A 26,047-nucleotide genomic window follows, 5' to 3' on the forward strand; every position below is an offset into this window, starting at 1 on the left:
AACGAACAAGGAGGCAGTAGATGGCAGGCGAAACCACTATTACGGTCATTGGTAACCTCACCAACGACCCGGAGCTGCGGTTCACCCCGTCTGGCTCGGCAGTAGCGAACTTCACCATCGCTTCTACTCCCCGGACCTTTGACCGCCAGTCCAATGAATGGAAGGACGGGGAAACCCTGTTCCTTCGCGCATCGGTATGGCGCGAAGCAGCCGAGAACGTGGCCGAGTCCCTCACAAAGGGTATGCGCGTCATCGTTTCCGGCCGTTTGAAGAGCCGTTCCTACGAAACCAAAGAAGGCGAAAAGCGCACCGTTATCGAGCTTGAGGTCGACGAAATCGGCCCCAGCTTGCGTTACGCAAACGCCAAGGTCAACCGTACCCAGCGCTCCGGCGGTGGACAGGGTGGCTTTGGCGGAGGCAACTCCGGTGGCTTTGGAGGCGGCACTCCTGGTGGAAACCAGGGTGGCGGCAACTCCGGTGGAGGATGGGGCGGCAACCAGCCCGCACAACAGCAGGATGACCCTTGGGCAACGCCCGGTGTCAGCAACGCTGGCGGCTGGGGCAACGGCCCTGATTCCGAACCTCCCTTCTAAACACCAAACAAAAGTCCGACGCCGGACGCTCGCCGGGACTGCCTGAAGGCACCCTGGCGATCACCGCCGTCGAACACCACCATCCCGTGGATCAATATCCACGGGCTCCATAGAAAAGGAGCTCCACGATGGCTAAGGCTGAACTCCGTAAGCCCAAACCAAAGTCCAACCCCTTGAAGGCCGCTGACATCACTGTCATCGACTACAAGGACGTAGCATTGCTGCGCAAGTTCATCTCCGACCGCGGAAAGATCCGTGCTCGTCGCGTTACTGGCGTTACCGTTCAGGAACAGCGCAAGATCGCCCAGGCAATCAAGAACGCCCGCGAAGTTGCTCTGCTGCCTTACTCCGGCGCTGGCCGCGGCTAAGGAAGGGATTAACTAACATGGCAAAGCTCATTCTGACCCACGAAGTAACCGGTCTCGGTGCTGCTGGCGACGTTGTCGAGGTCAAGGACGGTTACGCACGTAACTTCCTGCTGCCCCGCGGCTTCGCCCTGACCTGGTCGAAGGGTGGCGAGAAGCAGGTTGAGTCCATCAAGGCTGCCCGCGCTGCTCGTGCCCACGCTTCTGTTGAAGCTGCACAGGCACAGGCCCAGGCTCTGTCCTCCAAGAAGGTCAAGCTCGAGGTGAAGGCCGGCGAGTCCGGTCGTCTCTTCGGTACCGTCAAGCCGGCCGATGTCGCTGCTGCTGTTGAGGCCGCTGGCCTTGGCGCCATCGACAAGCGCAACGTTGAACTGCCGAACCACATCAAGTCTGTCGGTTCGTACCAGGCCAACGTTCGCCTGCACGAGGATGTTTCCGCTGTTATCGACCTCGAGGTCGTTGCCAGCAAGTAGTCTCTGACTGCATCCAAAGAACCCCGCCGCCGGATCCCGGTAGCGGGGTTCTTTTTGTGCGCGCCGAGTTGGCAGTTAATGACAATCCCAGGCACCAACATTGTCATTAAATGCCAAGTCGCGGCGGGCGGGGGATCAGGGGGTGTGGAGCTCCGACAGCACGTGGTTGTAGCCGGAGCGGATCATCTCCGCCAGCACGTCCCGATCCACGTCGTCCAACTTGTTGATGTACAGGCAGGCCGCGCCGGTTTTGTGTTTACCCAGTTCGGGGAGGAGCCGGTCTGCATCGGGGCCGTAAGTGAGCCCGTAAAGGGCCAGGTTGGCCTTCCGCGGGGAGAATCCGACGGCTGCAGCATCGCCCTCCCGCCCGCTGGCGTACTTGTAGTGGTAGCTGCCAAAGCCAACAATGGTCGGGCCCCACATGACAGGCTCCTGACCGGTGACATCCCGCATCATGTCCAGCAGCTCCAAGCCGTCAGCCCGCCGGACAGGGTGCTCCACGGCCTTGAGAAACTCGTCGACGGATGCCTCCGTCGGTTGGGTTTTGTTCTCTGCCATACACGTAGTCTCGCAGACCGGCACCTCGCCTGCCAGCACCGGATGGTAGCCTTCACCGGTGACTCCAGAAGCCCTCCGCCTCCGCCCGTTCCACCAAGTCGACGTCTTTTCCGACCAGCCGTATCGAGGGAACCCCTTGGCCGTGGTGGTGGAGGCCGAGGGTCTTAGCACCGAGGCCATGCAGCACTTTGCCAATTGGACCAATCTTTCGGAGACCACGTTCCTCCTCCCTCCCACCGACCCGGCGGCCGACTACAAAGTGAGGATTTTTACCGCCAGCGAGGAGTTCCCCTTCGCTGGGCACCCGACGCTCGGATCGGCGCACACGTGGCTGCAGTCCGGGGGAGTGCCAAAGACCGAGGGCGTCCTGGTTCAGGAGTGCGGTGCGGGCCTGGTTCGGGTGAAGCACGACGCCGGTCGGTTGGCTTTCGCTGCCCCGCCACTGACGCGCTTTGGCCCGGTGAGCGACGCTGAACATGCCCAGCTCGCGGCGGGGCTGGGTATCCCGGGGGCGGCTATTGTCGACGCATCGTGGCTCGTCAATGGCCCGCAGTGGATCGGCGTCCTCCTTGAGTCTGCGGAACAGGTGCTGGCCTTGGATCCCGATTTCGTCGCAATGGGTGACCTCAAGGTCGGGGTGATTGGCCCCCACGAGCCAGGTTCCGCCGTCGACTTTGAAGTCCGCACCTTCATTCCTGGTGATGCCATGGTTGAGGACCCTGTGACGGGGAGTTTCAACGCCGGAGCAGCCCAGTGGCTGATTGGATCCGGTAGGGCGCCCGAGGAGTATGTTGCCGCACAAGGGACCGTGCTGGGCAGGGCCGGGCGCATCCACGTCATGGCCAAGGATGGTGATATCTGGATCGGTGGAGCGTCGGCGACCTGTATTGAAGGCCGTGTGCTCCTGTAGGGCCGGCCTTCACGCCCGCTTGGGCTTGGACAGCACTGCAACAAGTATGATGCCCGAACTGAACAGGGCCTGAGCCAGCGCCACAGCCCACGGAGTGTAGCCAAGGTAGAGCCCAACCAGCAGCGGAACCATCGCCAGGATCGTCACGTCCAGCCCGTGCATCAGGGAGCCGATCTGCGCGCGGGGCACGGGACCGAAGGGCGTGTCCACCGGGGGAGCCGACCAATCCGGCACGGCTTTGGTGGCAGATCGGAGCGTTCCGGCGCCCATCCCGACACCAGCCAGCGCACCCACGCCAATCAGGGCAGGATCGGACGCACCAAGGAAAACCAGAAGCCCACTTAGGACTGTCATCCAGGCGGCCATGGCCAGACAGGGCATCAAGGTCCGGCTGGTGCGGACCAGCGCCGGATGGAGGGGGAGCAGCGCATCGAGTTCGGGAATGAGGGCTGTCTTGCGGGCCACGGTCCCCATCCCCGACGCTGTCGCGCACCCGGCTATGACAATAATGGCCAGCTGCGCGACCTCCGGGAGTCCTCCTTCCACCAGCACGGCAACGCAGGCGACCAGCCACAGCAACGAAGCCAACAAGGGCGGATTCAGCCGGAGAAACGCCACGGTATCGGCCCGGATCAACGCCCGAAGCGGGCCGCCCGCCGGTCTGGCGAAGAAGCCTGCCGCCCTGCCGCCGTCGACCGTTTTGCGCCCGGAACCCAGCGCGCGAAGTACCTCGTTGGAATCCATCATGAACAGGGAAGCACCGGTGTGGCCGGCCACAGCCCCGCCACGAATGAGCTCTTCACCCCGCACCCTACCAGCGCGTCGGCCCGCGACGGCCAGGAGCACGACGGCGGCCACCGCCACCAAAGCTTCCGGCCATGGGGCCCCTGGGATCGTGGGAAGGACGGCGCACGCGAGGAGCACAGCAACGCTCACCACCCGGCCAAGCCTTGGCCCAAGCAAACCGAGCTGCCGGAAAGCCGCCAAGGCCACCGCGATGACCCCGGAGACGCCAACGGCCGCTGATGCAAGAAGGTGCTCCGGTCCGGTACGGTCCACGGCCGTAACGATGCTGAATGGCAGGTATACGTCGGCAAGGCCCACCCCCGTTAGTACAGCCTTGCGGAGGAAAGGCGGCAGAACCATGGGGCGGCGGTCGACGGGGAGGGACAGCCACCAGGTGCTCTCGGGTCCACCGACCGTGATCGGTCCGAGCCTGCGGGCAAGGTTGGCCACCACCAACAGGACCGCGTACGTCGCTAGTGTCCACAGCACGGGCGCTGGAAGGACGAGCCATTGCGCCTTGATAATGCTGCTCCCGGTGGAGGCGCGGTCCGCGATCTCGTTACGCAGAGCAAGGACGAAGGAGGCTGCGATGGTCAGCGAAACGGCAATACCGAGTCCCCAACTGTACGCATCGACAAAGCGTTCGCTCCATGAGCCCCTGCTCCGCTTGTAGCGGCGGACCGATCGTCGCGTGAAACGAACGATCTCCCGCGAGAGGTGACGGCCCGGCGTCGTGCTTTCACTCAGCAGCATGTCAGGACCCGGCAATGATCGAGGCTCCCTGCTGCGGATCGAATTCGCGGACGTCGTCGTCAATCACCAAACACGAAGAAGCGGTGGCGAGCAACAGGTCCGGATCGTGCGTCACCAGGACCACTGCGCCGCCGTGCTCAGCGATCCGTTCACCAAGGGCCACGCGCATCTTGGGATCAAGCCGCTGCTCCGGCTCGTCAAGAATCAGGAGTGACGAAGGACGGATCAGCCCCGCCGCAAGCAGCAGCCTGCGCCGTTGCCCGGACGAGAGGGCGTCGGGAATCGCGTGGGCTCGTCCCTGCAAGCCGAAGAACTCCAGTTCTTCCTCGACCCGCGTTTCGGGATCCGCCACGGAGTGTCCGCGGGCGACGAGAAGCAAGTGTTCCCGGACAGTCAGCGAAGGGAAGAAAAGATCGTCGTCGAAGACAGCGGAGACCTCCCGTCGGAACGGTACGGCGTCGGGATCGATGAGAAGGCCATGGACCTTCACGTCGCCGGCAAGGGCGGCCTGACGACCCGCTATGGTCCGGGCTACTGTTGACTTCCCGGCACCGTTGACGCCGACAATTCCCAGAATCTCACCGGCCCGCACGCTTGCCGACACCTCGCCGCACACCGGAGATCCGGCATATCCCACCAGCAGGTTTTCGGCTTCCAGTACAGTCCCCATGATGCAACCCTACCGGCGCGCCTACGGCACTCAGAGAAGTGAGTGGGCCTCGAGGTCCTCCATCGCCCAGCCAAGGATTCTCAGATCGAAGGGGTCGCGTTCCAGAATCCCGAAGAGATAAGCGTCGAAGTCCCACAGCCCGGCGTTGCCGCCGTTGGCCCAGTACCACGCCCATAAATCGTCAAGGGTGATCTCATGCTCGAGGACGAGTATTCGTGCTGTCTGGCGTGAGTCCATGGGATTTCCACACTGCTGCCGCAGCATCACGCCGCACCCAGCTGGTTGAGGCAGATTCCCAAATGGGAACCCGATTTCATCGTTCCACGTTCGCCGTTTATCCGAAACCCCTCTGGGTTGCGAATACTATGGGAACTTCCGAGGGAAACAGCCGCCTGAATAAGGGACCTCGCAATGAATCAGGAGTACATCGTGGATTCTGCCCGGACCTTTGAGTCGATCGTGATCATCTTTAATCCCAACAGCACAGGGGATGCGCCGGAGCTTGCGCAGCAATTGCACCAGCGGCTGAAGGAAATTCTCAGTTACGAACCTGAGCTCATCCTCCAACCCACCGAGCATGCCGGACACGCCGTGGACCTGGCGCGGGAGGCCGCCGCTAAGGGCGGCGATGTCCTGGTGGTTTCCGTCAGTGGCGACGGCGGCTACAACGAGGTTGTCAACGGCGTGATGCAGGCCGGAAATCCCCGGGCGGTGTGCGCTGTGCGGGCTGCCGGCAACGCCAACGACCACAGCAGGATCATCGCCACCAAGCCCTTGGAAGAAGCCATTGCCGAAGGTCGGGTCCACAACATCGACCTTCTCAGGATCCATACTGGCCAAAAGGAGGACGAACCGCTTGAGTACGCGCATTCCTACATAGGCTTCGGCTTGACCCCTGTGGTTGCCACCGAACTGGAAAAGGGCAGCAAAGGAGCCCTCAAGGAAATGGTCACTGTGATTCAGACCTTTTCCAAATTTGAGCCTTTCGGAGTTCGTTTGCCGGACGGGAAGCGTCACAAGTTCGACAGCCTGGTGTTCGCCAATATCCGTGAGATGGCCAAGTACGCCACCCTCAGCGACGCCGATGAGCACCCGTCCGATGGCAAGTTCGAGGTCATCATTTTCCCGCATATGCCCAAGTGGCGGGTCCTTTTGAAGGCGCTCAAGGCCACCACCCAGGGACTCGGCGACCAACCGAGCGTCAGCAGCTATGAATTCACCACCCTCAAGCCACTGCCGTATCAGATGGACGGCGAGGTGAAGAGCGTGGATGCGAACGTCAAGGTCAAGGTGGAGTGCGCCGAAGGAGCCTTGGCGACGCTCGGCTAGGCTACCCGGACCGCCTGGGTTCAACGGTTTGCGCAAGCGGCGGTGACAAAGTCGTAGATACGTCCACGCAGGTCAGTTGAGGCGGCCACTTTTATCAAGCCTTGGCGCTCTCCCACGCTCACCCGCAGCGGGAGGAGCGTACCCACCTTGTCTTCGGCGACGGCATGCGGATCACATCGTGCTGGCCGGATGGTCAGGGCCAGTTCCTGCTGGGTCGCGCCCACGATGACGTTCCTTGGCCATGGATCCGTGGGGGACTGGGCAAGCAACGTGGTCTCGTCGATCGATTCAAGGGTGAAGCTGCGTACCTCCCCGGCCTGCGTGGCCGGCGAGATCAAAAGACGCACGACGGCGGTCCGACCGTCCGCGGCCACCTTCAGTTCGGGGTCCAGCGCCATCGTGGCGACGGCGGCGGCTTGGGCCGCGATGCACAGCTCGGCTGAGTTTCTGGCCAGTATGCCGAAGGGATCGGCTGCGCCCGTCACCTCTTCGCTGGCTTCCTTACCGGGTGCGGCGAACTCAAGGGTTGCCTGGCTGGAACCGTTCTGTGCGGCTCCACATGACGCGGCCGGCAGTGCCGCAGGAACGCTTTTAGGTTGCCGGGGCGGCAGTTCAAGGCCGTTCCCGGAGCGCTGCCAGAGTATGTCGCCGTCGAAAAGTGGTGAACGGACCCGTGCTCCGGTCACCGTCAGGGCATCGTCAGTGGTGTTGGTGAACTGGATCTGGATGGCTTGCTTCCCGTACTGGTCACGGGATTGGTTGATTTCCACCGTAATGGGCGCAGTGCTGCTGCCGGACGATGGCGGGTTGGCCGGGGCGCTTGAGCTGCAGGCGGACAGGGCAGGCAGCATCGTGGCCAGGACCATGCAAGACGCAAGGACGCGCCTTCTGCGGCACACCATGCGATCAGTGTAGGCGCCCCCGGTGCGCGGGTACGATGTCGCTCACGCAGACCTGCCAACTCCGCCCATGGAGTTTGGCCACGAAAGGCCAGCAAGCCGGCTTCATGATGGCGGGAGACTCTGGCAACTAAACCATAAGCATGCTTAGCTTAAGGAGGCGCCCCAATCCTCCACCTGCGCAGAAAGGTTCCACATGGCCACCGTGACCCAGTTGTTCAAGGCCCCTGCCGCAGATGTTTGGAAAGTCATCCAGGAGGGGTGGCTGTACTCAGGCTGGGTAGTGGGCGCCTCAAGGATCCGCTCCGTTGATGAGCAATGGCCGGCCGAAGGCTCCCGCCTTCACCATTCCGTGGGATCCTGGCCATTCCTCATCGACGACAGCAGCCGCGTCATCGCGGTCGAACCGGAACGCAAGCTTGAACTCCTGGCGAGGGGTTGGCCGTTGGGCGAAGCTAAGGTGCTCATCACACTGGAAGACCTCGGTGGCTCCCAAAGCCGGGTTTCCATCGCTGAGGATGCCGTGCGGGGCCCCGGCAAATTGGTGCCCAAGAAATTGCGTGATCCCGTTATCGCTGTCCGGAACCGCGAAACCCTCAGGCGCTTGGAACTAATGGCAGTGGGCGGCGCGGGCAGGTCGTATCGCCAGGGCGGGGCTTAGGGCCGCAGTACCCAGTCAAAGGCCTCTGCTTTGGACCGTGCGCCTTGGGCCGACTTGGAGCGGTTGGGCTCGTCGAGCTCCTGCAGTAAATGTTCCGAAAGCACCACCAGTTCGCCAAAGATTTCAGGCGTCAGCCAGTGAGGACGCGTTGCGAACAGGATGTCTTCGCTGGACGTGTTTCCGCTGGCGCCGGGGGCGAAGGGGCATCCGCCGAGGCCGCCAAGCGCTCCGTCCACCATTTCAGCCCCGGCTTGGATGGCCGCGAGGGTGTTCGCCACGCCCAATCCCCACGTGTCATGACCGTGATAGACGATGCGACGGGAAGGCGACTCGGTACGCACGCGGGTGATCAGCTGTGAGACCTGCGCCGGGACCGCCTGTCCCAAGGTGTCGCAGATGACGATGTCGGTGGTGCCCTCGGCGCGGGGGTCGTTGGCGATGGCCAGGATGCGTTCTTCGGGGACCTGGCCCTCGAACGGGCAGGTGAAGGACGTTGCAATGCAGAGCTGGATATGGCCGTCTACTGCGCGCGCGTACTCGATGGCCTCGGGCAGGGCTGCGAGGCTTTGATCGGTTGTGCGGCCGATGTTCGCCTTGTTGTGGGAGTCGGAAGCAGACAGGCAGTACTGGAAATTGCGCGCCCCGGCGGCTGCGGCCTTCGCAACATGGCCCGGGGTTGCTACCCAGATCCAGCACTTTTCGAGTTCCGCCGGGGTCAGGGCGTGCACCACTTCCAAGGTGTTGGCCATCGTCGGGACCAGGTCCGGGCGGGCCATGGAGCCAAGTTCGATCGCCGGCACACCGAGCCGCAGCAACTCGCGAACAATCTGGACCTTCTGTTCCGCCGAAAGGAGCTTGCCCGTCAGTTGGAGGCCGTCGCGAAGGGTGACGTCCCGCAGAATGGCGTTGCCCAGGGTTGCGGCCACGGGCCCTTCAGGACGGATCATGACTGAACAGCTCCCTCGCGGCCGGAAGCATCGTTGATCTCGCTCTCGCTCATGCCAAGCAGCCCGCCGAGAACCTCCTGGGTGTTTTCGCCCAGGTCAGGCCCGAGGTTGCGAATCGGCAAGGACTCGCCACCGATAACGGGAACCACGCCGGGAAAGCCAACGCCGGTGAGGGTTTCTTCGCCTGTGGACACGTCGAATTTTTGGATCATGTTCCTGGCGGCGTATTGGCTGTCGCTGCTGATGTCCGCGGCGGTATAGATGGGTCCCGCGGGAACACCGGCAGCTTCCAAGGCGGCCAGTGCCTCAGCCGGCGGGAGCGTGGCAGTCCATTCGCCGATCGCGTGGTCCAGTTCCTCACGCGCGGCCCAGCGACCCGCGTTGCTCTGCAAATCAGGGCGAGCCGCAAGGTCCGGACGGCCGATGGTCTGCATGTACCGCTGGAAAATCGAATCGCCGTTACCTGCCACCACAATGCTCGCGCCGTCCTTGCAGACGTAAGCATTCGAGGGGGCGATGCCCTCCATCCGGCCCCCGACCCGCTGGCGGTCCACGCCGTAGGCCTGGTAGTCGGGAATGAGCGACTCCATCATGGAAAACATAGCCTCGTGCAGGGCAACGTCAATGACGCGTTCGGTGAGGGGGACAGCGCCAGCCGAGTCCCGGCGTCGTGCTTCACGCTGGTACAGGCTCATTACGGAACCGAAGGCGGCGTAGAGTCCCGCGATCGAGTCTCCGATGGAGACGCCGACCCGCACCGGTGCGCGGTCGGGGTCGCCCACCAGGTTGCGGAATCCTCCGTAGGCTTCGGCGACGGCGGCAAAACCGGGACGCTCGGACAGTGGCCCGGTCTGCCCGAAGGCGGAGATGCGGGTCACCACGAGGTCCGGGTTGGCCTGGTTGAGAACCTCGGGACCCAGGCCCCACTTTTCGAGCGTGCCGGGGCGGAAATTCTCCAGCAGAATGTCTGATTTTGCCGCCAGATCCAGGACGGCCCGCTTGCCGGCCTCCGTGCGGAGGTCCAGGACCACGGACTTCTTGTTGCGGTTCAGCGTGCGGTACAGCATGGAGGTTGTGCCCTTGTGCAGACGCCAGTTGCGCAGTTCATCGCCGGTTCCGGGCCGTTCGACCTTGATGACCTCGGCGCCGAAATCTGCCAACAGCCGTCCTGCGGTGGGCGCGGCGATGTAGTTGCCGAGTTCCAGGACGCGGACGCCGTCCAGCGGAGCGATGGTTTGCTGTGTCATGGTCCTCTTCCGTGCGGATGCCCCCTTTTGCAAACCTAGACTAGGCCCATGAGATTCGCCATCCGTCCCGCGGTTGAAACGGATGTTCCCGGCATTGTGACCGTGGAGATCATGTCCGGACGGTTGTCAGAGGCCGGGGCGGAGTCTTTCGCAGCAAAATTAGGTGCTGCGATAACAGACGACGGGCGCCTGGTTTTGGTGGCCGAGGCGCAACCGGACATGACCTCGGGATCGGGGTCCGCCGTCGTCGGCTGGGCGAAAACGCACCAATATGGGGTCGGCGACGGTCCAGCGCCGGCGGGGCAGTACTTGGGCGGCGTCACGGTGGTGCCTGATCTGCGACGGCACGGACTCGCGGCTGCACTGACCTCTGCGCGACTTGAGTGGATCTGGCGGCGGGCCGACACTGCGTGGTGCGTCGTGAACGCGCGCAATGAGGCTTCACTGGCGTTGCATCGTCAGTGGGGATTCCATGAGGTCGCGCGGGGATCGGCTTTTCACGGCGTAACATTCGACGGCGGCAAGGGAGTCTTGCTCGCGGCGGCGCGGTCACCGTCCTGACCTCAGGCGGCGGCCCTCGGCCGTAGCATGGGTCCAGGGATGCGCCGACCGGGGGAGTGAGTGTGTGATGGGGCCGTTGGATTCGATCGAAACCAGTGCAAGGAATTCCGCGCCGACACGGGTGGAAGTGCCGGCCAAGGCCCGGCGAAAGCGCTCCTCGCGGCTGCGCAAGCTGGAGCTGGCGATCTTGGTGGTGCTGGTTGTGGCGTTGGCCCTTTCCGCCACTCCTTGGCCGTCGGCACTGCTGATCCGCAGTGTTTTTGAACGGGGAGCCCAGGCGACCATCGATGAAATGACGCCCTACGTTCCCGCTACTCCCCTGGATACGCGGATGGGGGTGGAGTACAAGCCGGGGTCCACCTTTGACGTCTTCAGTCCCCAGGGGACGACGGCGCCGCTACCTACTGTGGTGTGGATTCACGGAGGCGCTTGGATTTCCGGAGCACAGCGCGACGTCAATCCGTACCTCCAGATCATTGCCGACCAGGGCTACACCACCATCGGCATGAGCTATCCGATCGCGCCCGAGGCCACATACCCCACCGCTGTCCGGGACATCAACGAAGCCCTGGCCTATATCAAGGCGCATGCTGCCGAGCTCACTGTGGACCCCAGCCGCATCGTCCTTGCCGGTGATTCCGCCGGAGCCCAGCTGGCCAGCCAGATGACAACGCTCACCGTCAACCCCGAGTACGCCAACCTCATGGGAATTCAGCCCGCGCTTCAGAAGTCCGAACTGGCTGCAACCATCCTGCACTGCGGCGTCTACGACCTGCGGGCCATGGCGGACCTGAACGGCATTGTGGCGTGGGGTTTCAAGACTGCCTTGTGGGCTTACACCGGCACCAAGGATTGGTCCGCAACCTATGCCGGGGCCACGATGTCCACCATCGACTTTGTCACCCCCGACTTCCCGCCGACCTTTATCAGCGGCGGCAACGGTGACGGCCTCACCTGGCTGCAATCGGTGCCCTACAGCAACCGGCTCAAAGATGCCGGAGTGCCCGTGACTGAGCTGTTTTGGCCGGCAACCCACCAACCTGAGTTGCCGCACGAGTACCAGTTCCATCTGAACTTCGCCGAAGCCCGCGAGGCGAGGGACAAGACTTTCGATTTCCTGTCTGCGCACGCCGCGCGGCGTCCTTAATCCTCCTGCGGTACGCCGGGAATACTTTCCCTGCTGCCCCTGTTCATTGATTTAGATGCAAACGCATGTAAACTGAATGAACGAGCAACAGGAGAAACGCCATGGAAACCCGCCGCATCACCGTACTTTCCGCCGGACTGGGCGTGCCGTCGTCGAGCCGTCTGCTGGCCGACCAGCTGGCCGCCTCCGCCGAGCGGCAACTGCGTGCGGCAGGCTATGAGGCGAGGATCGACGTCGTCGAACTTCGCGACCTCGCCGTGGACATCGCGAACAACTTCGTCACCGGCTATGCGGCTCCTCGCCTCGCGGAGGTGATTGCCGGCGTCGAGGATTCCGACGCCATCATCGCTGTCAGCCCGGTGTTCAGCGCTTCCTACAGTGGCCTGTTCAAATCGTTTATTGACGTCCTCGATCCCAAGTCGCTGGATGGCAAGGCGGTTCTGCTCGGTGCTACCGGCGGCACCGACCGCCACCAGATGGTCCTGGACTACGCCATGCGCCCGCTGTTCACGTATCTCCGGACGCGGATTGCCGCTACCGCCGTTTTCGCGGGACCACAGGACTGGGGAAACGACGACGGCGGCTCGCCACTGTCGTCGCGGGTGGACCGGGCAGCCGGTGAACTCGTGCAACTGCTGAGCGGCCCCCAGCCCGGCCGCAAGGCTCCGGTTCTTGAGTCGCTGCCGTTTGAGCAGCTGCTCGCCGGGATCTCGGCAGGCAGGTAGTCCGAACTTTTACCCAGGTTGGGTCGTTGGGGCAAGCATGAAGTGTCCTGTGGATTCCATTGACCTGGTGATGAGCGAACGAAGCGGCGTGGAGATCGATTACTGCCCGAAATGCAGGGGCGTGTGGTTGGATCGCGGCGAGCTCGACAAGATCATCGACCGCGTAGCGGCTGAGACCGGCCCTTCGGCATCGCGCACTGTCCCGCCGGCGCCCCAGCCTCCGATCGCCCCGCCGCCCCTCTATAACCCCTTCGAGTCCCGCCCCCAAGAATCGCGGTATGAAGACAGGGGGCGGCGCGATTACAACCGGGACTACGATCGGCGCGAGTATGAGCGGCGGGGTGACCGGGACCAATACGGCCGTAAGCGGAAGAAGAAGGAAGGCTTCCTGGGCGACCTCTTCGACTTTTAGTCACTCGTCCAGAAGCTCGATGAATTCGCGGGCCTGTTTGATGTTGATATCCGAGTGGCGGGTCAAAGCCAGTGCCGCGCCCTCCACATCGCCGCTCTTTGCCAGCGTACGGATCCGGCCGTAGATTTCGTCGTTGAGCATATTGCTGCTGACTTCACGGGTCACGTCGCCCTTGCTCACGATCGCCCTGTACCGGTAGGGGAAGCGCTCGGGCTCGTCATCATCATCGGCGAGCAGATCCTTGGCCGGAGTTTCCGGGGTGAACGGCTGGGGGTGCGCTGCCAAGGCACCCACGGCGTTGCGCGAGGCACGAAGTCCTTCTCCCGTGGCTTGCAGATAGAGCTTGATGGCGGCCATGCCCTGGCCCTGGGCTATCAACGAATACAGCTGGCGGTGCTGCTCCTGGTTGAGTTTGGCTGCTGACTCCCTGGCTAGTTCCACCGGATCCTTGGGGACACGCGTTGCCTGGGCGATTTCCTTCGTTTCCGCGGAGCGCTTGGTGAATGAATGAATAAGCAGGAGCACTCCCGCGACGACCGCAATGAGGATCAGGAGCGGGATAAGGATGGAATCCATGGCGTTGTCAGAGCCGATCTACGTAGTTCTTGGCGGTAAGCAAATCTGAATGGGTGGCTTGGCGAAGAACTTTGATGGCCTCGATCTTTTTCCCGCTGCGGACCAGGTTCTGCAGCTCAAGGGCGAGCTGGGGGTTGAGCTGGCCGCTGGGGAGGACCGCGGGCTGCTGGCCTGGCTGATTGGCAACCGGTGGCCGTCCGGTCTGTGCCTGGACTGCCGCGTTGTTCGGCTGCGCATGCTGGCTGTGTTGGGCTGCGTTCTGGCTCGGTTTGGTAGTGGCTTCGATGCGGGCTCGAAGGGCCAACGCCTGCTGTACTTGGGAGGCCTGGTGCGCGGCGGAACGGGCCGCGAGTTCGCGTTGGTATCTTTCGGCGTCCGACATGCCCGTATCCCGCGGTCTGAAGGCCGCGGAGAGTGCCCACAGCAGGCCCAGGAGGACGAGCAACGGAAGGGCAATCGTCAGCACGTCACCAAAGTTCATCCCCATGCTTAGAGCTTATGCCAGAAGTGCGTTATCCACAGCACATTCCACGGCCGGCATAGACTTCTGAGAGCGGAGTGTCAAATTGGAGCGTTGAATGTAAGTTCCATCACATTTGCGGCATGTTTATACCGCTTTTGGACGTCTCGACGGACCTGGGAATCGACACGGCTGTGGATGATTTGTGGGAAAAACTTTCTTCAGTCCACAGCATGTGAGGAGCGTTTTCGCAGGTCAGAGCCTTAATGCTGCCAAAAGAATTTCTCTATCCACAGAGTAGCCCACAGTCTGTGCACAACGTTGGGGTGGTATTCCACAAGTTATCCACAAGGGCGATCTGCCACCTGCTGTAACGTGTCTGAAGTGTCCATTTTGGGCACTCATTTACCCGCATTGAGTTTCCAGGCCCGCCAAAAAGTCACAACCCGTGACGGGCTCAAGGAAGGCACTGTGGATAACTTGTGGATACCGCTATTTTGTCGGGGCTGGCTGGCACTGTCAGAGGAAACCCGGCGGACGTAGCCACACACCGCGCTTTGCGACCGCCAGGGAGTACATCTCTGCAGCGGTACATATTTGGAGGACGGCTTTGTCAGTTACGCACTTGGACTCAATCGAGGGCACTCGCGCTTCGGACTCGAGCCGGAAGCCTCCCCAGGACATCCCTGCTGAACAATCCGTACTCGGCGGCATGATGCTGTCCAAGGACGCAATCGCGGACGTCGTGGAGATCGTCCGTGGGCACGACTTCTACCGTCCGGCCCACGAGACCATCTACGAGTCCATTATCGACCTCTATGGCCGGGGCGAACCCGCTGACGCCGTCACGGTCTCCGACGAACTGACCAAGCGCGGCGAGATCAACCGGATCGGTGGGCCGGCCTACCTTCACGAGCTCATCCAGACCGTCCCCACCGCGGCGAACGCCGGATACTATGCGGAAATCGTGGCCGAGCGTGCCGTGCTTCGCCGTCTGGTGAATGCTGGAACCAAGATCGTCCAGATGGGCTACGGCCAGGACGGCGAGGTGGAAGATCTCGTCAACCAGGCACAGGCCGAGGTCTACGCAGTTGCTGAAAAGCGTACGGCCGAGGACTACGTGGCGTTGAAGGACGTCATGGAGTCCACCGTGGACGAAATCGAAGCTTCGGGGCACCGCGGCGAAGGCATGACGGGCGTCCCCACCGGGTTCTACGAACTCGACGAACTGACGCACGGCCTCCACCCGGGTCAGATGATCGTTATCGCAGCCCGTCCTGCTGTGGGTAAGTCCACATTCGCGTTGGACTTTGCCCGTTCCGCTGCCATCAAGAACAACCTGGCCACGGTCATGTTCTCATTGGAAATGGGCCGGAACGAGATTGCGATGCGTCTTCTCTCCGCAGAAGCCACCATCGGCCTTCAGGACCTCCGCAAGGGCACCATCAAGGACGAACAGTGGTCCAAGATTGCCACCACCATGGGCCGCATGAACGATGCTCCCCTCTTCATTGATGACAGCCCCAACATGTCGCTCATGGAGATCCGGGCCAAATGCCGCCGCTTGAAGCAGCAGCACGACCTCAAGCTGGTCATCCTTGACTACCTCCAGCTCATGAGCTCCGGCAAAAAAGTGGAATCCCGCCAGCAGGAAGTTTCCGAGTTCTCGCGTGCTCTCAAGCTGCTGGCCAAGGAGTTGCAGGTACCCGTGATCGCCCTGTCACAGCTGAACCGTGGTTCTGAGCAGCGCCAGGACAAGCGGCCCATGGTCTCCGACCTTCGTGAATCCGGCTCCATCGAGCAGGACGCCGACATGGTCATCCTGCTTCACCGTGAAGATGTCTATGACAAGGAATCCCCGCGTGCGGGCGAGGCCGACATCCTCATTGCAAAGCACCGTAACGGTCCCACCAAGGACATCGTTGTGGCTTTCCAGGGTCACTACTCACGATTCGCCAACATGGCTGGCGAAACCGGTGGTGGGGGCTTCTAGGCCCGCTTCAAGCTGCTGGATGCAGGCTCAGTACTCGCCCTTGATCACGAAGTAGGAGCCACGGATCGTTCCGGCCAGCTTCGACTTTTGGCGGGCGAACCTGAACTTCGAGTCCAGCTCCTCGGGGACGTCCATTCCGTCGGCGAGCTTGAAGCCCACCGCCCGCTTTCCTTCGCCCGTGCTGTACATGACATTGATCGACAAGCCGGACTCGTAGAACACGTATGCCATCTGCAGGTCCTCCACCTGGAAAGCCGTGGCTTCCAGCGGCTTGGACTTGATCACGATGTCGCGTTCTTCCTTAAGGATCCGGCTCACCCTGTCCACTACCTCGGGGAGCTCCTCGGCGGGGCTCACCGTGAAGTCGTGGTCGTACTTGTTCTTGTAATAGCGGGCTTCGTTGGCACGCAGCCCGGCAGCGGCCTCGGCGACGGGTGAGGACTCAAGTCCAACTGTGGATACGGTCTTGAAGTCAACGGTATAAGGCATCAGCTCTCCTGGTCCGGCGTGTTTGCACCAATGCTACTGATGGGGTGGCCCGGACCAATCGAACGACGCGTTGCCAGGCCGTGACCGACGCTAGACGCGGTTAGTCGTGGAGCACAGCACCACCGCGACAGTGAGTTGAGTGAGTAAGCGGCGTCATATTCGCCCGCGTCAGTCACTTAACAACTGTCTACCCAGTTCGGGTGACGGTCCTCGTTGGGGGACTCCTATGGAGAGAGGTGCTTTGTGAACGATTGGTTGGGAATGTTTGGTGGCAACAGCACAGTGTCTAAGTTGGGCCTCCGAGTTGGCATCGCTGCGTTGATTGCTGCGTCGTCATATTCCGTAGGGGTTGGAATGTCCGGTTTGCCGGCAAACTCTGATCGGGGGGATGTTGTCAGCGTGACGCTGACAGGCCATGACTCGAGAAACAGGAGCGATCAGGGCGTGAATGCCGATAGGGTAAATGACCCCAAGGGCATACCGGTAGCGACGTTGGTTAAGCAGGCCAAGAAGAAGGACGCAGTAGGCTTTGCAACAAGACTCGAGACGTTGAAGGCAAGTCCCGAGTTTTCCGGTTTTTTGGTTTCTCAAGCCGGCTCCGTCGAGGCTGGCGGCATTGATGGGCTCGCGGCTGTCCTCACCCAAGCGCAGGTCGACGAGTTTGTTGTCAATATCCGGGGCAAATCGCTAAATGTCGTAGTCGACGACCAAGGCAAGCAGGCTGTTGAGATAAATACGAAGAATCAGCCCGGGACGGCCAAGCCGGCACTGGCAATGACAAGCTCCCCGACCGTGACAACGGCAGGTTGGTCAGGTCCGTCCTGTTGGCAAGGCTGGCTGGCCGCAGGTGGCTACGCAGCGGCTACCGGCGCCATATGTGGCGCTGTGGGTGCGATGAGTGCAGGTATCGGGGGAGCGGCCTGTGGCGCCGGTTTTTGGGCATTCGGCGTGGGCATTAATTGGAACAATGCTTGTGGATAATGATGGGAGTTGGGATGATGCCTGACGGATCGCGACTCATGACTCCGCGCACCTTCGCAGGAAGGGCGTATGTGTATCTAGCGTTCACGGGCGGGTTTTGGTCCGGTCACTGGCTCTTGAACTGGGCAACGGGGGGCCTCATACCTAAGCCGACAGTGTTTGCCTTATTCATGCTGGCCCTGATTTTCCTGTTTTGGTTCTTCATGCCGTCTAAACCATGGTTTCCTTCCCGGAGGTCGAGGACGGGAAGGGCCGAGTAACCATACGGCCCCTAGCAGCCCTCGAAGTCGCTCAGCACCTTGACCTTTGCTGCCGACCCCGAGGACGGATCGAACGCGTAGCCGATCCACTCCTTCGCCAGCCGACGGGCAAGCTCCACGCCCACAACGCGCTGGCCCATGGTGAGGACTTGGCAGTCGTTGGACAGAATGGAGCGTTCCACGGAGAACGAATCGTGCGCCGCCGTTGCCCGGATTCCCGGCACCTTGTTCGCAGCAATGGCCACACCGATTCCCGTACCGCAGAACAGGATGGCCCGGTCGGCTTTGCCGTCGCGGATCATCTCACCGGCCGCGATACCCACATAGGGATACGGGCGTGAGAAGTCCGCATCGTCACGATGGACTCCGATATCGATCACTTCGGTGATCCGTGAGTCGGCCTGGAGGTCGGCCAGGATTCGGTCCTTGTAGTCAACGCCGGCTTCGTCGGCGCCCACGATGATGCGCATGGTGGTGGTTCTCCTAGTGGTTGGCGGCAGCTACGGGAACTGCAGTGAAATGGGGTCCGACGGCGGCAAACACCATGGCGAGCGACGTCGCCCCGGGATCCGGCGTGCCGATGCTTTTCTCGGCCAGTGGCCTGGCCCGGCCCTTGAGGGGTCGAAGGTCCGCGGTGGACGCAGCGGCGGTTGTTGCATCAGCCGCGGCCGCTGCCCACGCGTGTTCCAAGGACCTACCGGCAGCCACACCCTCCTCCAGCGAGGAGGCAAACGGCAGCAGCGCATCCATCATGGTCTTGTCGCCGATCTCCGCCTTTCCAAGGCTCGCCATGCGGTCAGCGAAGGCACGGACAGACTCGGTGAGGACCTCCGGCGTCGGGAATTCCGCATCTCCCAAGCGTTCACCGAAAGCGCGCAGCCCGGCACCCCACAGGACGCCCGACGTGCCGCCGGCTTTATCGGCCCAGGCGTCTCCAGCGGCAATCAGGACCGAACCAGCGCCGGCGCCCGCGGAAAAGGCGGCCGCAGCAGCCTCGAGGGATGCCGCCGAGCCGCGGACCATACCCCGTCCATGGTCGCCGTCGCCGGCTATGGCATCCATGTCGCCCAGCATGGTTTCGGAAGAACGCAGCAGGGCGGCCGCGGTCTCCAAAGCACCAATGCACTGACCCGCGTAGGCGCGGGAAGCCTCTGTGGAGGAGTAGTGGGCCGCTTCCGTGACGAAATCCTCGGAGGCGTCCTCGGAGACAGCAACGTCGAAGCCCACAGCACCCCGACGGTACGCTGGCGTCAGCGCCGGGGCAGTCCAGTACTGCTCCAGTTCGTCATCGAGCCACGTGAGCGTCAGCGATGCGCCGGCCATGTCCAAGGACGTCACCAGTTCGCCAACCTCCGGCATCACCAGCGTGTAGCCGGCGTCACGAAGCAGGGGAGCCGCGGTGCGCCAGAGGACAAAGAGCTCCTCGTGCTTGGTTGAACCCAGGCCGTTCAGGATCACCGCGAGCCGCCTCGAACCGCCCGCAGGAGCCTCTTCCAGAACGCGTCGCACCAGTTCCCGGCCAAGCTCGACGGCGGTGGGCAGCTCGGTATCGAACAGGCCGGGTTCGCCGTGGATGCCAAGGCCCAGGCCCATCTGTCCCTCGGGAAGGCGGAAGAGCGGGGCATCAGCACCCGGGAACGTGCAGCCACCGAAGGCTGTTCCGATGGTGCGAGTGAGCTCGTTTGCCTTGCGGCCCAACCGGACCACGGAGTCAAGATCCAGTCCGGCCTCGGCGGCAGCACCCATGACCTTGAAGACCACGAAGTCGCCGGCAATTCCGCGGCGCTTTTCGATCTCGGAAAGGGGAGCGCTGGCGATGTCGTCCGTGACCAGCACGTTTTCCGCCCGGATGCCTTCAGCGTTCAAGCGCTCGCTGGCCATTCCGAAATTCATGACGTCCCCGGCATAGTTGCCGTAGGTGAACACCACCCCGGCTCCGGAGCTGGCAGCCTTCGCCACGGAGTAGGCCTGCTGGGTGGAGGGCGAGGTGAAGATATTGCCCACCACGGCACCGTCAGCGAAACCCGGGCCGATGATGCCGGCGAATGCGGGATAGTGGCCCGAGCCACCGCCGGTGATCACGGCGACCTTTGGCGTAGTCGGCCGGTTGCGTCGTACCGCTCCGCCCTCAACCTGGCGAACGAGGTCCGAGTGGGCATCGCAGAAGCCGGCAAGCGCTTCATCTGCGAAGTCGGCGGGATCGTTGAAGATTTTGGTCATGGTGGGTCCTGGTTTTCCTCGAAGAACGGGACTAGTGGATGTGGCTGCCGCCGTTGATGTCGATCGTGGTGCCAGTGAGGTACGCGGAATCCTCGGAGGAGAGGAACGTGATGACGGCGGCCACTTCCTCCGTAGTGGCATTGCGGCCCAAGGGAATGCCGGCGTTGATGGCGGCTTCCTGCTCTTCAGTGCTGCCCACGCGGATGTTGGTGTCCACCGCGCCGGGCGTGATGGCGTTGACGGTCACGCCGGTTTCTCCGATTTCACGGGCCAAGGCCTTGGTGAATCCGAGGATGGCTGCCTTGGCTGCCGAGTAGGGAACCTTGCCGAACACGCCACCACCGCGCTGTGCCGAGACAGATGACATGTTGACGATGCGGCCCCAGCCGTTGGCGATCATGTCCGGCAGGAATGCCTTGGTCACCAGGTAGGTGCCGGTGGCATTAACGTCCATCACTTTGTGCCACAGCTCCAGGGTGGTCTCCAGGAAGGGGATGGGGGAGGTGATTCCGGCGATGTTTGCCAAGGCGCCGACCGGAGGAAGGTGACCGCTGGAAACCTCCGCGGCAACGGCTGCCTGGGCGGCTGCGACGGAAGCTTCGTTGGCGACGTCGATCTCGTAACCGAAGGCGGGGACGTTGAACTCATTGCCGATTTCGGCGGCAACCTTGGCGGACTTCTCGCCGTCGAGGTCCAGGATGGCGACGCCCCATCCCTGGGCGGCGTAGCGGCGCGCGGTGGTGAGGCCGATGCCACGCTCTGAGGTGGCTCCGGTGAGGACGGCGGTGCGCTGGATGGTGGTCATGGTGCTCCTTGAAAATTGGTGGTTGTTAGATGAGGTCTGAGATGTAGCTGCCGGCTTTGGCGGCGGCAGCCGGTCGCTCGTCGTGGGTGACGTCGCGCGTTTCGAGTTCCAGCGAGAAGTGGCCGGTGTAGCCAACGGCCCTCAGCGTTGAAAGCCCCGCGGCAAAGTCCGCCTGGCCGTTGCCGATGCTGAGATTGATGTTCCCGGGCTGCGTGTCAGTGGCAGCCGCCGCATCGCGGAGGTGCACGTGGGTGATGCGCTCGCCGAAACGCGAAACGAAGTCCGCGGGGTCGCCACCGGAGGCAACGATGTGGCTGAAGTCCATGACGATTCCGACGTCGGAACCGGCCAGGCGGTCTGCGAGCAGCTGCGCGCGTTCGATGTTCCAGCAAAGCCGGAAGTAGTGGAGGGACTCGGTCCACAGCTCGACGCCGAACTCCTTGGCCCGCTCCGAAGCGTGGATCAGCTGCGAAGCAACAGCGTCTATGTCTTCTTCCAAACTGCGCAGAGGATCGTGGTCGATCGCTCCGCACGGGAGGACAAGCGCCTTCGCGCCGGTCTTCTCCGCCAAGCTGAGCAGCATCCCAAGGTGCCGTTCCCGCGCTTCCGCGGCACCGGCGTCGAGCGTTGCGTTCAGGTCGCCGACGTCGCCGTTTACCGAGCGGACGCGGAGGCCCGAATCACGCACGACGGCGGCAACCGCCTCGACTGCCTTGGCGTCAAGTACGTAGGGCACGTGGTCGCAGACGCCGGGGAGGGCGCCCAGGTCAATTTCCTCGAAGCCGAGCCCGCGCATGGTGTGCAGGGCGGCGGCGAGATCCTGGTGTCGAAAGCTGATGGAAGAACAGCCCAGTCGGTGATGAAACATCGTCGTTGATCCTCAAGTTGAGCCCCTCGACGGAGAAGGGCCTTAGTGATGGACACCACGTTAGCTCCGTTAACTGTCAACAGTCAACCTCCCAAGTTGACTGTTGACATTGCTGGTGGTCTCGGTCACAGTTGACGTATTATGTTGACTGTCGACAGTGGGGTTGCCGAAGAAGCACCGCACTTTTGAAAGGGAAAGACACTCATGAGCAATGAAGCTCTGACCATGCGTGGTCCGGTTCATGGAACCAAGGAAGCAAAGCGCGTCGCCGTCGGCTCAGGCGTAGGCGCAGTCATCGAAACCTATGACTTCATCGGTTTCGGAACCGCCGCTGCGCTGTACTTCGGTACGGCCTTCTTCCCGGGCGCCGACCCGGTAACTGGCACCCTGGCCTCCTTCGCGACCCTCGGCGTCGGCTTCGCTGCCCGTCCGCTGGGCGGCATTATCGGCGGCCACCTTGGCGACAAACTCGGTCGCAAGCCGGTGCTGGTGGCTTCGCTGATTCTCATGGGCCTGGCAACTTTTGCTATCGGCTTGCTACCCACCTACCAGCAGGTTGGCCTTCTGGCTCCCGCGCTCCTGGTCCTTGTCCGCATCATCCAGGGCCTCGCTTTCGGTGCTGAATGGGGCGGCGCCATTTTGATGAGCTACGAGCACGCACCGTGGCGGAAGAAGGGCCAGTTCACGGGAATCGTGCAGGCCGGCTTCCCCGTCGGGTTGCTCCTGGCCAACCTCGTGTTCCTCTTCAGTGTTGGCCTCGGCAACGAATGGGCGTGGCGTGTACCGTTCCTGGCGAGCATCCTGCTGGTGGCCGTCGGTTTGATCATCCGTTCCAAGGTTCCCGAGTCCCCGGTCTTTGAGGACGTCAAGAACAAGGGTGACATTGTGAAGTCCCCCATCGTGGAGGTCATCAAGACCGACTGGCGCAACATCGTCCGCGGCATCGGCCTCCGCATCGCCGAAACCGCAGGCTACGCCGTCTCCGTGACCTACATGATTTCGTACCTGCACAGCACCAAACTCGCAGACAAGACCCAGACCCTCGTTGCCCTGTGCATCGCGGCCGCCATCGGCATCTTCGCCACCTACGCCTGGGGCAAGTTGACCGACAAGGTAGGCCGCCGGCCCGTCTACATCTGGTCCACCGCGTTCGCTGTTGTCTTCGGCATCCCGATGTTCCTCCTGGTCAACACCGGTCTCTTCATCTTCATCATCGCCACCATCGTGATCGCCTACGCCGTGTGCCAGAACTCCCTCGCCGGTGCCCAGGGCGCTTGGTTCCCGGAACTCTTCCAGGCCAAGACCCGCTCCTCCGGTGCCTCGCTGGCCTACCAGATCTCCGCCATGGTCTCCGGCTTTACGCCCTTCATCACCACGCTGCTGTTTGTGAGCTTTGGTTGGGTTGGCCCTGCCGCCCTCTTCAGCATCTATGGCGCCATCGGTCTGTGGGCCGCACTGGTCACCAAGGAAACCTGGGGTAAGCGTGAGCGCCAGCTCGCCGAAGAAGCCGCCAGCAAAACTCCCCAGACGGTAAACGCCTAAGCAACCACTCGACGTCGGGCGCGTTCTCCCCATCGGTACGCGCCCGACTCCGGAAGGAATCCAGTGTCTCTCTCATCAGTAGAAGCAGCGCCCGCTTTGCCGGCCGCCGAGCGCGTCGAGCGTATCCGCGCTGCTGCCTATCGCATCCGCCACCACGCCCTGAACATGGGTGAGGTCCAAGGCCAAGGCTACGTCGGTCAGGCGCTGGGTGCCGCGGACATGTTCGCCGCCGTATACGCCGACCAGCTCAGCTACCAGGCCGAAAACCCTCACTGGGAGGACCGGGATCGCTTCCTGCTCTCCACGGGCCATTACGCGATCGGACACTACGCGGCGCTGGCTGAAGCCGGAATCGTCCCGGTTGCCGAGCTGGAAACCTACGGTTCGGATGATTCCCGCCTACCGATGTCGGGCATGTCCACCTACACGCCGGGCATGGAAATCTCCGGCGGTTCCCTGGGCCACGGCCTAACGATCGCAGTGGGTATGGCCCTCGGACTGAGGGCGCAGGGTTCGGCTTCGCGGGTAATCAACTTCCTTTCCGACGGTGAGTTGGATGAAGGTTCGACGTGGGAGGCGGCCATGGGAGCGCACCACCACCAGCTGGGCAACCTCATCGCCATGGTGGACATCAACGCCCTCCAGGCCGACGGCGCCACCAACACGGTGCTGCGCACCGAGCCGGTGACGGAGAAGTGGGAATCGTTCGGTTGGTACACGCAGCGGGTGGACGGGAACGACGTCGGTGCGCTGCTGGCTGCATTCGACAACGTCGCCTCGGTTTCCGGTCCGGTCGGGAGGCCGTCCGTGATCCTGTGCGACACCAAGGTGGGCCGTGGCGTGCCACTGCTGGAGACCCGCGAGAAGGCGCACTTCATGCGCATCGAAGAAAACGAATGGCAGATCTGCCGCGAACAGCTGACTGCAGGATACGAAGGGACGGTCTCAGCATGAGCACCACCACGGCAAAGCCGAAGCTGAAGACCTCGGCCATGATCGCCTCGTTCGCCGACCCGGGCCAGAAGACCACGTCCGCCCCGTTCGGGCACGCTCTGGTGGCAGCCGCGGAAGCCAACCCTGCGATTGTCGGGTTGACCGCGGATCTGGGCAAGTACACGGACATGCACATCTTCGCGAAGGCCTTCCCGGAGAGATTCTTCCAAATGGGCATGGCCGAGCAGCTCCTGTTCGGTGCAGCCGCCGGCATGGCTGAGACCGGGCTGGTTCCGTTCGCGTCCACCTACTCCGTGTTCGCAGCCCGGCGTGCCTACGATTTCCTGTGCCTGGACATCGCCGAGCCCAACCTGAACGTCAACATCGTCGGCGGCCTGCCTGGCCTGACCACGGGCTACGGGCCCAGCCACCAGGCAACCGAAGACATGGCGATCTTCCGCGGCATGCCCAACCTGACCATCGTGGACCCTTGCGACTCCGTGGACATCGAGCAGGCCGTGCCGCAGCTCGCCGCCTCGGACGGCCCTACGTACCTGCGCCTTCTCCGCGGCAACGTGCCGACCGTCCTGGATGAGTACGACTACACATTCGAGCTCGGCAAAGCCAAGATCCTGCGCGGCGGCAACGACGTCGTATTCGTTTCCTCAGGCCTGATGACCATGCGCGCCCTGCAGGCCGCGGACGCCCTGGCTGCCCACAACGTTGACGTGGCAGTGGTTCACACTCCGACGATCAAGCCCTTCGACTCGGCAACTGTGCTGGCTGAACTGAACACGGACCGCCTCGCCGTGACGCTGGAGAACCACACCGTTGTTGGCGGTTTGTTCGAAACTGTTGCCTCCGCCGTCGTAAGTGCCGGCCTGGGCAAGCGCGTGGTTCCCATCGCGCTTCCAGACCAGTTCCTCGACGCCGGCGCGCTGCCGACACTGCACGAACGATACGGACTGTCCGTCGACCGGATCGTGGCAAGGGTGCTGGCTGAACTCGCCTAACCCCTTGGAGTTTTTGTACAGCTAATGCCCTTAAAACCGCCTCTAAGGGTCATTAGCTGTACAAAAACCCGTGCGCCCGTAGTATCGACAGTTAACAACGGACTGTCAGCAGTTGCCAATAGAACCGAGGACACACCATGGCCGCCACAGCCTCCCTGCTGGGACTGGAGAAAAAGAGCCTTCGCGAACAAGCGCTCGCAGCCCTACGCACCGCGATCACCAGCGGCGAGCTCGAGCCGGGGCGGCACCTGGTGGAGACCGAGCTTTCCGAAATGCTCCAGATCAGCCGGGGCACCCTGCGAGAAGCCCTCCGTCAGCTGGAACAGGAAGGGTTGATCTCCGCCGGACCGCGTGGCCGCATGTCCGTACGGCACTTGGACGTCAAGGAAATCCGGGACATCTTCGCTGTCCGTGGGGTGCTGGAATCCCTTGCCGCCCGGACCCTGAGCGACATGCCGGACAAGGAGCCCGCCCTCGCAGAATTGCGTGCCGCCGTCGAAAATATGGACAAAGCCGCGAAATCCTCACTTGAGGAGCGCATCGAATCGGACCTCGAATTTCACCGCACGCTGTGCCGGCTGTCCGGAAACGAGACGTTGCTGCATTCGTGGGAATCTCTGGAAGGCTCCATCCGGATGTCCATCATGTTCGCCGGGTTGGAACGCGCGACGCGCAACATGAGTGTCGGGCGGCATCATGACATTGTTGCAGCGATCGAGACCGGGAATGCTGCGAAGGCACGGGAAACGATCATCGAGCACATGAATGGCGCTGCCGAGAATTTGGTGGGGTAGTTCCGTTCGAACCGCTTTTTGTCGGGGCTCCCGAACTGAAGGGATGCTGAGGTCCAGCCTGTTCCATATGTGAGGCT

General features: G+C 62.6%; 30 protein-coding genes. 16 read left to right on the forward strand and 14 right to left on the reverse strand.

Features of this window, described 5'->3' with window-relative positions:
- Positions 1–20 precede the first annotated feature (20 nt).
- The 3 genes from ACFVSI_RS04140 (at position 21) to rplI (ending at position 1,431) form a co-directional block, all read left to right on the forward strand.
- On the forward strand, positions 21–593 hold the full coding sequence (locus ACFVSI_RS04140; protein ID WP_387820031.1) for a single-stranded DNA-binding protein: 573 nt from the start codon (positions 21–23) through the stop codon (positions 591–593).
- Positions 594–721: 128 nt separating this feature from the next.
- The gene (gene rpsR, locus ACFVSI_RS04145) at positions 722–961 is read left to right on the forward strand and encodes a 30S ribosomal protein S18 (RefSeq protein ID WP_003800144.1); all 240 of its coding nucleotides are present in this window, start codon (positions 722–724) and stop codon (positions 959–961) included.
- A gap of 17 nt (positions 962–978) precedes the next feature.
- Complete coding sequence (gene rplI, locus ACFVSI_RS04150; protein ID WP_018778531.1) at positions 979–1,431, forward strand: 50S ribosomal protein L9; 453 nt, start codon at positions 979–981, stop codon at positions 1,429–1,431.
- A 135-nt stretch (positions 1,432–1,566) separates the two neighbouring features.
- Here rplI and ACFVSI_RS04155 read toward each other — a convergent pair whose 3' ends face one another.
- Positions 1,567–1,989 (reverse strand): DUF1801 domain-containing protein, encoded by a 423-nt coding sequence (locus ACFVSI_RS04155; protein ID WP_387820033.1) that lies wholly within the window; start codon positions 1,987–1,989, stop codon positions 1,567–1,569.
- A gap of 58 nt (positions 1,990–2,047) precedes the next feature.
- On the opposite strand from ACFVSI_RS04155, the gene ACFVSI_RS04160 reads away from it, so the two are divergent.
- On the forward strand, positions 2,048–2,899 hold the full coding sequence (locus tag ACFVSI_RS04160) for a PhzF family phenazine biosynthesis protein (protein ID WP_387820035.1): 852 nt from the start codon (positions 2,048–2,050) through the stop codon (positions 2,897–2,899).
- A gap of 9 nt (positions 2,900–2,908) precedes the next feature.
- Here the strand turns inward: ACFVSI_RS04160 and ACFVSI_RS04165 are convergent, their stop codons facing one another.
- Genes ACFVSI_RS04165 through ACFVSI_RS04175 form a run of 3 tightly spaced genes read right to left on the reverse strand, consistent with a single transcriptional unit; the run spans position 2,909 to position 5,345 of the window.
- Complete coding sequence (locus ACFVSI_RS04165) at positions 2,909–4,438, reverse strand: DUF6297 family protein (RefSeq protein WP_387820036.1); 1,530 nt, start codon at positions 4,436–4,438, stop codon at positions 2,909–2,911.
- 1 nt (position 4,439) lies between these two features.
- Positions 4,440–5,108, reverse strand: a complete 669-nt coding sequence (locus tag ACFVSI_RS04170; RefSeq protein WP_387820038.1) for an ATP-binding cassette domain-containing protein — start codon at positions 5,106–5,108, stop codon at positions 4,440–4,442.
- A 30-nt stretch (positions 5,109–5,138) separates the two neighbouring features.
- Entirely contained in the window at positions 5,139–5,345 is a 207-nt protein-coding gene (locus ACFVSI_RS04175) for a hypothetical protein (RefSeq protein WP_262276643.1), read from the reverse strand.
- Between the two features lie 174 nt (positions 5,346–5,519).
- Here ACFVSI_RS04175 and ACFVSI_RS04180 point away from each other — a divergent pair, with 174 nt between their 5' ends.
- On the forward strand, positions 5,520–6,437 hold the full coding sequence (locus ACFVSI_RS04180) for a diacylglycerol/lipid kinase family protein (RefSeq protein ID WP_387820039.1): 918 nt from the start codon (positions 5,520–5,522) through the stop codon (positions 6,435–6,437).
- Positions 6,438–6,457: 20 nt separating this feature from the next.
- On the opposite strand, the gene ACFVSI_RS04185 is transcribed toward ACFVSI_RS04180, so the two are convergent.
- A complete protein-coding gene (locus tag ACFVSI_RS04185; protein ID WP_387820040.1) occupies positions 6,458–7,339 on the reverse strand; it encodes a hypothetical protein in 882 nt (293 codons plus the stop codon).
- Between the two features lie 193 nt (positions 7,340–7,532).
- Here ACFVSI_RS04185 and ACFVSI_RS04190 point away from each other — a divergent pair, with 193 nt between their 5' ends.
- Complete coding sequence (locus ACFVSI_RS04190; RefSeq protein ID WP_387820042.1) at positions 7,533–7,997, forward strand: SRPBCC family protein; 465 nt, start codon at positions 7,533–7,535, stop codon at positions 7,995–7,997.
- Here ACFVSI_RS04190 and ACFVSI_RS04195 read toward each other — a convergent pair.
- Entirely contained in the window at positions 7,994–8,944 is a 951-nt protein-coding gene (locus ACFVSI_RS04195) for a hydroxymethylglutaryl-CoA lyase (protein ID WP_387820044.1), read from the reverse strand. The two genes, ACFVSI_RS04190 and ACFVSI_RS04195, sit on opposite strands and share 4 nt — an antisense overlap.
- Positions 8,941–10,191: a CaiB/BaiF CoA transferase family protein gene (locus ACFVSI_RS04200; RefSeq protein WP_387820045.1), complete on the reverse strand. Its 1,251-nt coding sequence runs from the start codon at positions 10,189–10,191 to the stop codon at positions 8,941–8,943. Before ACFVSI_RS04200 ends, ACFVSI_RS04195 begins: the two co-directional genes overlap by 4 nt.
- A gap of 48 nt (positions 10,192–10,239) precedes the next feature.
- On the opposite strand from ACFVSI_RS04200, the gene ACFVSI_RS04205 reads away from it, so the two are divergent.
- From ACFVSI_RS04205 to ACFVSI_RS04220, 4 genes are all read left to right on the forward strand, one after another.
- Positions 10,240–10,752 carry a GNAT family N-acetyltransferase gene (locus ACFVSI_RS04205; protein WP_387820046.1) on the forward strand — a complete coding sequence of 171 codons (513 nt, stop codon included), beginning with the start codon at positions 10,240–10,242 and terminating at the stop codon, positions 10,750–10,752.
- Positions 10,753–10,819: 67 nt separating this feature from the next.
- The gene (locus ACFVSI_RS04210) at positions 10,820–11,899 is read left to right on the forward strand and encodes an alpha/beta hydrolase (protein WP_387820048.1); all 1,080 of its coding nucleotides are present in this window, start codon (positions 10,820–10,822) and stop codon (positions 11,897–11,899) included.
- 101 nt (positions 11,900–12,000) lie between these two features.
- The gene (locus tag ACFVSI_RS04215) at positions 12,001–12,624 is read left to right on the forward strand and encodes an FMN reductase (RefSeq protein ID WP_144660386.1); all 624 of its coding nucleotides are present in this window, start codon (positions 12,001–12,003) and stop codon (positions 12,622–12,624) included.
- A gap of 49 nt (positions 12,625–12,673) precedes the next feature.
- Positions 12,674–13,036, forward strand: a complete 363-nt coding sequence (locus tag ACFVSI_RS04220; protein WP_387820051.1) for a zf-TFIIB domain-containing protein — start codon at positions 12,674–12,676, stop codon at positions 13,034–13,036.
- Here ACFVSI_RS04220 and ACFVSI_RS04225 read toward each other — a convergent pair whose 3' ends face one another.
- Together ACFVSI_RS04225 and ACFVSI_RS04230 are read right to left on the reverse strand one after the other, a co-directional pair.
- Positions 13,037–13,612 (reverse strand): hypothetical protein, encoded by a 576-nt coding sequence (locus ACFVSI_RS04225; protein WP_387820053.1) that lies wholly within the window; start codon positions 13,610–13,612, stop codon positions 13,037–13,039.
- Between the two features lie 7 nt (positions 13,613–13,619).
- Complete coding sequence (locus ACFVSI_RS04230) at positions 13,620–14,093, reverse strand: hypothetical protein (protein WP_387820221.1); 474 nt, start codon at positions 14,091–14,093, stop codon at positions 13,620–13,622.
- 589 nt (positions 14,094–14,682) lie between these two features.
- Between ACFVSI_RS04230 and dnaB the strand changes: the two genes are divergently transcribed.
- Positions 14,683–16,065 carry a replicative DNA helicase gene (gene dnaB / locus ACFVSI_RS04235; protein WP_144660393.1) on the forward strand — a complete coding sequence of 461 codons (1,383 nt, stop codon included), beginning with the start codon at positions 14,683–14,685 and terminating at the stop codon, positions 16,063–16,065.
- 27 nt (positions 16,066–16,092) lie between these two features.
- On the opposite strand, the gene ACFVSI_RS04240 is transcribed toward dnaB, so the two are convergent.
- The gene (locus tag ACFVSI_RS04240; protein WP_387820054.1) at positions 16,093–16,554 is read right to left on the reverse strand and encodes a phage tail protein; all 462 of its coding nucleotides are present in this window, start codon (positions 16,552–16,554) and stop codon (positions 16,093–16,095) included.
- 243 nt (positions 16,555–16,797) lie between these two features.
- Here ACFVSI_RS04240 and ACFVSI_RS04245 point away from each other — a divergent pair, with 243 nt between their 5' ends.
- Positions 16,798–17,535, forward strand: a complete 738-nt coding sequence (locus ACFVSI_RS04245) for a hypothetical protein (protein ID WP_387820056.1) — start codon at positions 16,798–16,800, stop codon at positions 17,533–17,535.
- Between the two features lie 271 nt (positions 17,536–17,806).
- Here the strand turns inward: ACFVSI_RS04245 and ACFVSI_RS04250 are convergent, their stop codons facing one another.
- The 4 genes from ACFVSI_RS04250 to ACFVSI_RS04265 are packed head-to-tail and all read right to left on the reverse strand — an operon-like array spanning position 17,807 to position 21,688.
- Complete coding sequence (locus tag ACFVSI_RS04250) at positions 17,807–18,265, reverse strand: ribose-5-phosphate isomerase (protein ID WP_387820058.1); 459 nt, start codon at positions 18,263–18,265, stop codon at positions 17,807–17,809.
- A gap of 13 nt (positions 18,266–18,278) precedes the next feature.
- Entirely contained in the window at positions 18,279–20,015 is a 1,737-nt protein-coding gene (locus tag ACFVSI_RS04255) for a dihydroxyacetone kinase family protein (protein ID WP_387820059.1), read from the reverse strand.
- Between the two features lie 31 nt (positions 20,016–20,046).
- Entirely contained in the window at positions 20,047–20,820 is a 774-nt protein-coding gene (locus ACFVSI_RS04260) for an SDR family NAD(P)-dependent oxidoreductase (protein ID WP_387820060.1), read from the reverse strand.
- 25 nt (positions 20,821–20,845) lie between these two features.
- Positions 20,846–21,688, reverse strand: a complete 843-nt coding sequence (locus ACFVSI_RS04265; RefSeq protein ID WP_387820061.1) for a sugar phosphate isomerase/epimerase family protein — start codon at positions 21,686–21,688, stop codon at positions 20,846–20,848.
- A 204-nt stretch (positions 21,689–21,892) separates the two neighbouring features.
- On the opposite strand from ACFVSI_RS04265, the gene ACFVSI_RS04270 reads away from it, so the two are divergent.
- The 4 genes from ACFVSI_RS04270 to ACFVSI_RS04285 all read left to right on the forward strand — a co-directional run bounded on the left by ACFVSI_RS04270 (position 21,893) and on the right by ACFVSI_RS04285 (position 25,970).
- Positions 21,893–23,230, forward strand: coding sequence for an MFS transporter (locus tag ACFVSI_RS04270; RefSeq protein WP_387820063.1), 1,338 nt, complete (start codon positions 21,893–21,895; stop codon positions 23,228–23,230).
- Positions 23,231–23,293: 63 nt separating this feature from the next.
- The gene (locus ACFVSI_RS04275; protein ID WP_387820065.1) at positions 23,294–24,184 is read left to right on the forward strand and encodes a transketolase; all 891 of its coding nucleotides are present in this window, start codon (positions 23,294–23,296) and stop codon (positions 24,182–24,184) included.
- A complete protein-coding gene (locus ACFVSI_RS04280) occupies positions 24,181–25,176 on the forward strand; it encodes a transketolase family protein (protein ID WP_387820067.1) in 996 nt (331 codons plus the stop codon). Before ACFVSI_RS04275 ends, ACFVSI_RS04280 begins: the two co-directional genes overlap by 4 nt.
- A gap of 137 nt (positions 25,177–25,313) precedes the next feature.
- Entirely contained in the window at positions 25,314–25,970 is a 657-nt protein-coding gene (locus tag ACFVSI_RS04285; RefSeq protein ID WP_144660418.1) for a GntR family transcriptional regulator, read from the forward strand.
- Positions 25,971–26,047: the final 77 nt, after the last annotated feature.

It is taken from the genome of Paenarthrobacter sp. NPDC057981, from assembly GCF_042886835.1.
Taxonomy (GTDB): Bacteria; Actinomycetota; Actinomycetes; order Actinomycetales; family Micrococcaceae; genus Arthrobacter.